The organism is Trinickia mobilis (assembly GCF_017315705.1).
In the GTDB taxonomy this organism is placed as follows: domain Bacteria; phylum Pseudomonadota; class Gammaproteobacteria; order Burkholderiales; family Burkholderiaceae; genus Trinickia_A; species Trinickia_A mobilis.
Window position 1 is genome coordinate 1 of record NZ_JAFLRF010000086.1, and the last position, 6,405, is coordinate 6,405.

The window sequence follows — 6,405 nt, forward strand, 5'->3', positions numbered from 1 at the left end:
CGCACGGGCGCCATCGTCGGCGGCGCGCTCGGAGGCGGGGCCGGCACCGCGGCGGGCAACGCGATGGGCGGCAGCACCGGCGGCCTGGTTGGCGCCGCGCTCGGCGGCGGCGCGGGCGCCGCACTGGGCGGCAATATCTCGCGCAGCAATTCGTATGCGGACGAGCGCGGCCACGGCTACAGCCAGCACTACAAGCATCGTAAGCATTACAGGGACTGAGCATGAGCGCCGCCTCAAGGACGAGGCGGCGTTAAAGCTCGCCGGAGCACCAGCGCCAAGAGGATATGTGACAAAAAAGACGTTGGACGGCGATCGGATCTGTCTCGCTTATACCGAAACTCAGTAGACTGACAGTATCGCCGCTCATGCGAGATCCGCGGCGCAACGGTACAATAGCGGCGCTTCTTTGCCGCGCTTTTCACTGTCAAGCGCTTCCGAGGTTCGTTCATGAGTCAAATTTCCGCTTCCGTGTCGCGCAGCACGAACCCTGTCCGCTACGTTGCGCTGGTGATCGTGGCCGCAGCCCTCGCCGGCGCCGGCTATTTCGCGTTCGGCGGCCAGCAAAAGGCGCCCGATGCGACGTTCACGCTGCTGTCCGGCCAGAAGATTTCGACGGCCGACCTCAAAGGCAAGGTCTACCTCGTCGATTTCTGGGCGACCAGTTGCGAGACCTGCATGAAGGAAATGCCGCAGTGGATCGAAACGTACAACCGCTTCAAGGGCCAGGGGCTCGAATTCGTCGCCGTGGCGATGAACTACGACGCGCCGATGTACGTGGTGAACTACGCGCAGACGCGCCAGTTGCCGTTCATGGTGGCGATGGACGACGGCAGCGTCGCCAAGCAGTTCGGTAACGTGCAGCTCACTCCGACCACGTTCCTGATCGACAAGAACGGCAAGATCCTGAAGCGCTATGTCGGCGAACCGGAGTTCGCGGAACTGGATCAGTTGCTGTCGAAGGCATTGAGCACCTGAGGCGGTATTGATAACCGCTTCACCGCAGGCTGCCGCGAACTAGCGAATTGGGCTTAGCGGCGGCTTTGCACGTAAAGGGCGCAAACCGCGCCCTGTTTCATTTCCAGCTGCGCCGGTTCCGCCAGCCTCCCCCATCCGAACTTCAGCCCGCCTCCTTATCGCCATTCTTGCCGGCATCGCCGCGGTCCGCGAGGCCGTATCGCTTGATCTTCTCGTAGAGCGTCGCTTTGCCGACCTGCAACCGGTCGGCGGCCTGCGCCACCGCCCCGCCCGCTTGCCCCAGCGCTTGCGCGATGGCGGCGCGTTCGAATTGCTCGACCTGCTCCTTGAGCGAACTCGTCGTCGCCGCTTCGCTCGCAGCGCCATGCGCCGCGTCGCCGAGTCCATCGGCGATGCCGAGCACGAAGCGATCCGCGGCGTTCCTCAGCTCGCGAACGTTGCCGGGCCAGTCGCGTCGCATGAGCGCGGCCCGCTGGCCGTCCGTCAGGATCGGCGCCGGACGCCCGTAGCGCACGGCCGCGTCCAGCAGGAAGTGCTCGAAGAGCGGGACGATGTCTTCGCGGCGTTCGCTAAGCGGCGGCAGCGCGATCGTCACGACATTCAGCCGGTAGAGCAGGTCCTGCCGGAACGTGCCCGCCGCCACGTGCTCGGCCATGTCGCCCTTGGCCGCCGCGATCACGCGGCAATTCACGCGAATCGGCTGGTTCGAGCCGAGCCGTTCCAGCACGCCGTCCTGCAGCACGCGCAGCAGCTTCACTTGCAGCGAGAGCGGCATGCTCTCGATCTCATCGAGGAAAAGCGTGCCGCCCGACGCGTGCTCGAGCTTGCCAATGCGGCGTTTTGCCGCACCGGTAAAGGCTCCTGGCTCGTAGCCGAACATCTCGGACTCGAACATCGGCTCCGGCAACGCGCCGCAATTGAGCGCGACAAACGGTTTCGCTCGCCGTAGCGACATCTCGTGCAGGCTGCGCGCGATCAATTCCTTGCCGGCGCCGGTGTCGCCGTTGATCAGCACGGAGGCATCCGTGGGCGCGACGTTCGCGATGAGGCGCCGCACCTGCTCGATCGCCGGACTGCGGCCGATGATGCCTGGTGCGACGGCATTCTGACCGGCCAACTCGCGCCGCAGCGCGAGGTTTTCCAGCACCAGCATGCGGCGTTCCAATGCACGCCGCACGGTCTCGATCAGACGTTCCGACGCGAACGGCTTTTCGATGAAGTCGTACGCGCCATCGCGCATCGCTTGGACAGCCATCGAGATGTCGCCGTGGCCGGTCACGAGGATCACCGGCACGTCCGGCGCCCGCTCGCGGCACTGCGCGAGCAATTCGAGGCCGCTCGCACCCGGCAAGCGGATGTCGCTGACGATGACGCCGGGAAAGTCGCTGCCGATCGAACCGGCGGTGCCGGCTAAAGCCCCGATCGCGCGCAGCGCCGCTTCGGCCGACGCGTGCCCGTCCACGTCGAAGCCAGCCAGTTGCAGGCTTTGCACGCTGGCGCGGCGCACCAGTTCGTCGTCCTCGATATAGATCACTTGCAGGCCGTTCGCCATCGCGTGTCACTTGTCGCTTGAGAGGGTGGGCATTCGATTCACGAAGGAAGCGTGTCTGGACTATGCGTGTGCGCGCGGCGCAGCGTCAAGACGAAGACCGCGCCGCCCTCCGGTGCGTTTCCCGCTGTGAGCGAGCCGCCGCAGTCGCGCGCGATCGACGACGAGATCGCAAGACCGAGGCCAAGCCCCTGCCCCATTTCCTTCGTCGTGAAGAACGGCTCGAAAAGGCGCGGCAACGCGTCGGCGGCGATGCCGGGGCCGTTGTCGCGCACGGTGATCGAGAGCGACGTGACGGCCGCTTCGATCTCGATGACGATGCGCGGCTCGGCAAGACCGGCGACCGCGTCGAGCGCGTTGCCGATCAGATTGATGAGGACCTGTTCGAGACGAAGGTCGTCGCAATGCGCGACGAGCGTCGGGTGCTCGTCGTTCACGTCGAACGGGGCGCGCGCGAAGGAGGACTCGGCAGGCTCGGTTCGCTCGGCCTTTGCGAGCGATACTTCCAGCGCGACACCCTGCAAGCGCTTTTGCAGCAAATTCAGCGCATTGCGCAGCGCGCGCGCAATGCGCGCCCGTTCGTTGCGCGGCCGCGCGCGGCCGACGAAGAGCTTGAGCTGATTCGTGATCTTGCCCATGCGCTCGGTGAGCGCGGCGATCGCTTCGAGATTCTCGCGCGCGGACGCCTGCTCGCCGCGCTCGAGCAGCACGCGCGTGTTGTCCGAGAAACCGCGCAGCGCCGCGAGCGGCTGATTCAATTCGTGCGTGATGCCCGCCGCCATCTGACCGAGTGCGGCGAGCTTGCTCGCCTGCACGAGTTCGTCGTGCGCCGCACGCAATTCCTGCTCGGCGCGCGTACGCTCGCCGACTTCCTTCTGCAATTGCTCGTTCGCTGCGGACAAATCCGCGGTCCGCTCCGCGACGCGCTGATTCAGCTCCGCGTACGCCTTCTGCAGCAACGCTCGGCTCTTGATCATCTCGCGCACGCGCGCTCGGCGCATGCGCCAATAGAAGCCGAGCAGGCACAGCGAGACCAAGCCGAAGCCGGTGACGACCGTCGCGTTGCGCGCATCCGTATCGAGCGGATCGACGGAAGCCATCGTGATCAAATGCCAGTCCGGCACGCCGACCGAGCGGCGAGTCGCGAGATAGCGCGGCGCGAGGCGCCCGTCGCCGATCCGCACGATCCGCGCGTCGTCTTCGAGCGAGCGCTCGATCGTCATCGGCAACGGCACGATCGTCTGCTGCGCGTATTGCCGGGTCTCGAAGATCGACGTCGCGACCGGCCTCGGCAGCGGCCGCACCGTGTGATATTTCCACGCCGGCACCGACGACAGGAAGATCACGCCGTGATCGTCGGTGACGACGAGCGGCTCGAACGCATCGGTGCCGGGAAACCATTCGAGATTGAGTTTGACGACCGCGACGCCGACGATCTTGCCGCCGCGATAGACCGGCTGCGAGATGAAATAGCCCGGGTCGTGCGAGATCGTGCCGATCCCGAAGAAGCGTCCGACGCCGCCTTTCACGGCATCGACGAAGTACGGCCTGAAAAGATATTGGACGCCGACGAAGCTGTCCGGCTGCTTCCAGTTGCTCGCCGCGACGCACAAGCCGTCGGCGCGGATGATGTAGGTTTGCGTGGCGCGCGCGTGGCGGTTCACGTCTTCGAGATAGCGGTTCGCGCGCGCGACGCCGTCGGGTGTGGGATCGGCGAGCACGTCTTGCACGAGCGGATGCTCGGACAGCAGGTAAGGCAGCGATTCATAGCGCTCGAGCGTGCTCTTGAGCGCGTTCGTCGTGCGGTCCGCGCGGACCGCCGCGTTGCGCCGCAACTCGGCGGCGCCGCGCTGCCACGTGATGCTCCACGTCAGCGCGCAGGCCGCCGCGAGCGTCGCGAGCAGCGCGAAGACGACGATCAGGCGGCGCGTCACGGTAGCGGATTCCAGTCGATGGGGATCGACTATTTTGGCATATCGCGCCACGCCGTCCGGCTCACGGCTCAGGCAGCCGCCGTCTCGTCGACGGTCACTTCACGACGCAAAGCGCGCGTAAGCTGTGCGCGATCGAGCTCCTTCTCCCATGCCGAGACGACCACCGTCGCCACGCCGTTGCCGACGATGTTGGTCAGCGCGCGGCACTCGCTCATGAAGCGGTCGATGCCAAGAATGAGGACCATGCCCGAAAGCGGAATCGTCGGCACCACCGCGAGCGTCGCGGCAAGCGTGATGAAGCCCGCGCCCGTGACGCCGCTTGCGCCCTTCGACGTGATCATCGTCACCGCGAGCAGCGTGAGCTGTTGCGTGAGGGTGAGGTCGGTGTTGGTCGCCTGTGCGATGAACAGCACCGCCATCGTCATATAGATGTTGGTGCCGTCGAGGTTGAACGAGTAGCCGGTCGGCACGACGAGGCCCACGACCGAGCGCGAGCAGCCGAGCTTCTCGAGCTTCTGCATCAGCTGCGGCAGCGCCGCTTCCGACGAGCTCGTGCCGAGCACGATCAGCATCTCTTCCTTGATGTAGGCGACGAAGCGAAAGATGTTGAAGCCGACCACGCGCGCGATGATGCCGAGCACGACGACCACGAACACCACCGACGTCAGATAGAACGTGCCGATCAGCTTCAGGAGCGGCAGGAGCGAACCGACGCCGTACTTGCCGATCGTGAACGCCATCGCGCCGAACGCGCCGATCGGCGCGAGCTTCGTGATGATGCGCACGATGCCGAAGAAGACGTGCGAGATGCTGTCGATGAAATCGGTGACGATCTTGCCGCGCTCGCCGAGCTGCGCGAGCACGCTGCCGAACAGCATTGCGACGAGCAGGATCTGCAGGATTTCGCCTTGCGCGAACGCGTCGACGACCGTGTTCGGGATGATGTGCATCACGAAGTCGACCGTGCTCTGGCCGTGCGCCTTCGCTGCGTAGCTCGCGACCGCCTTGCCGTCGAGCGTCGCCGGATCGACGTTGAAGCCGACGCCGGGCTTGAGCACGTGCGTCGCGATGAGACCGAGCACGAGCGCGAACGTCGACACGATTTCGAAGTAGAGCAGCGCCTTGCCGCCCACGCGCCCCACCTTCTTCATGTCCTGCATGCCCGCGATGCCGGTGACGACCGTGCAGAAGATGATCGGGCCGATGACCATCTTGATGAGCTTGATGAAACCGTCGCCGAGCGGCTTCATGCCGATCGCGAGATCGGGCGAGTAGTGGCCAAAGGCGACGCCGGTGATGATCGCTGCGATCACCTGGACATAGAGGACTTGATAGAACGGTTTCTTCACGATGGTTCCAGATTCAGTGGATGGGGCGAAGGGCCGGTGGCCGGTACGATCCCGCGGGCGCGAACGAGCGAATGCCGGTCGCTTGGCGAGGGCGCGACATGGCGCGAAAGGTCGCGAGTAAGCGACGGGTTCAGAAATGCCAGGCAGGGGAATCGAACATCGGCTGTCTCCTTGCTTTAGTAGATAGTCGGGCCGTTGCGGCCGCGGGGTTACCAAGCGCAAGGTCGATGCCAGGTGAGTAGACAGCGGGAGGGGATTGATTTTTAAGGTTTTTATGGGCAATAGCGGGCGGTGGGATTCCGGGTTTCCGGAAATCCGGAAGGGTGACGTCCAGAGATCCCGATCGCGCGGATCGCGCGGGGATCCTATTGCCACGGCTGCTTAGCCCCGCCCCTCGTCAAGTTGTCGGAGCAAAGCACGGGGCTCGGCCAAGTGAATCAGGCGCTGTCGCAGCTCGACAACGTCACCGCAAAACGCGGCGCACGTCGCATCGTGCGCTTTAAAAGAATCGGGCGGCCGAAGCCCCAGCCCTTCACTTGGCGTGTTGATGGACTTCTAGGCGGGGCAAGGCTGATTGAAGGGCGGAGACCAAAATATC

General features: G+C 65.0%; 4 protein-coding genes and 1 pseudogene. 2 read left to right on the forward strand and 3 right to left on the reverse strand.

Annotated elements, in window-relative coordinates; translation table 11 throughout:
- Together J3489_RS36695 and J3489_RS36700 are read left to right on the forward strand one after the other, a co-directional pair.
- Window positions 1–219 (forward strand): annotated as a pseudogene (locus tag J3489_RS36695) (hypothetical protein); the annotation flags it as partial.
- 228 nt (window positions 220–447) lie between these two features.
- A complete protein-coding gene (locus tag J3489_RS36700; protein ID WP_207005691.1) occupies window positions 448–975 on the forward strand; it encodes a TlpA disulfide reductase family protein in 528 nt (175 codons plus the stop codon).
- Window positions 976–1,117: 142 nt separating this feature from the next.
- Here the strand turns inward: J3489_RS36700 and J3489_RS36705 are convergent, their stop codons facing one another.
- Genes J3489_RS36705 through J3489_RS36715 form a run of 3 tightly spaced genes read right to left on the reverse strand, consistent with a single transcriptional unit; the run spans window position 1,118 to window position 5,810 of the window.
- Window positions 1,118–2,527 (reverse strand): sigma-54-dependent transcriptional regulator, encoded by a 1,410-nt coding sequence (locus tag J3489_RS36705; protein WP_207005692.1) that lies wholly within the window; start codon window positions 2,525–2,527, stop codon window positions 1,118–1,120.
- Between the two features lie 38 nt (window positions 2,528–2,565).
- The gene (locus J3489_RS36710; RefSeq protein WP_242540602.1) at window positions 2,566–4,530 is read right to left on the reverse strand and encodes a sensor histidine kinase; all 1,965 of its coding nucleotides are present in this window, start codon (window positions 4,528–4,530) and stop codon (window positions 2,566–2,568) included.
- The gene (locus tag J3489_RS36715) at window positions 4,527–5,810 is read right to left on the reverse strand and encodes a dicarboxylate/amino acid:cation symporter (protein WP_207005694.1); all 1,284 of its coding nucleotides are present in this window, start codon (window positions 5,808–5,810) and stop codon (window positions 4,527–4,529) included. Before J3489_RS36715 ends, J3489_RS36710 begins: the two co-directional genes overlap by 4 nt.
- Between the last annotated feature and the right edge of the window lie 595 nt (window positions 5,811–6,405).

Bases quoted from the DNA above. Each gene is read 5' to 3' on its own strand.
- J3489_RS36700 (WP_207005691.1), top strand. From the start codon at position 448: ATGAGTCAAATTTCCGCTTCCGTGTCGCGCAGCACGAACCCTGTCCGC.
- J3489_RS36705 (WP_207005692.1), bottom strand. From the start codon at position 2,527: ATGGCGAACGGCCTGCAAGTGATCTATATCGAGGACGACGAACTGGTG.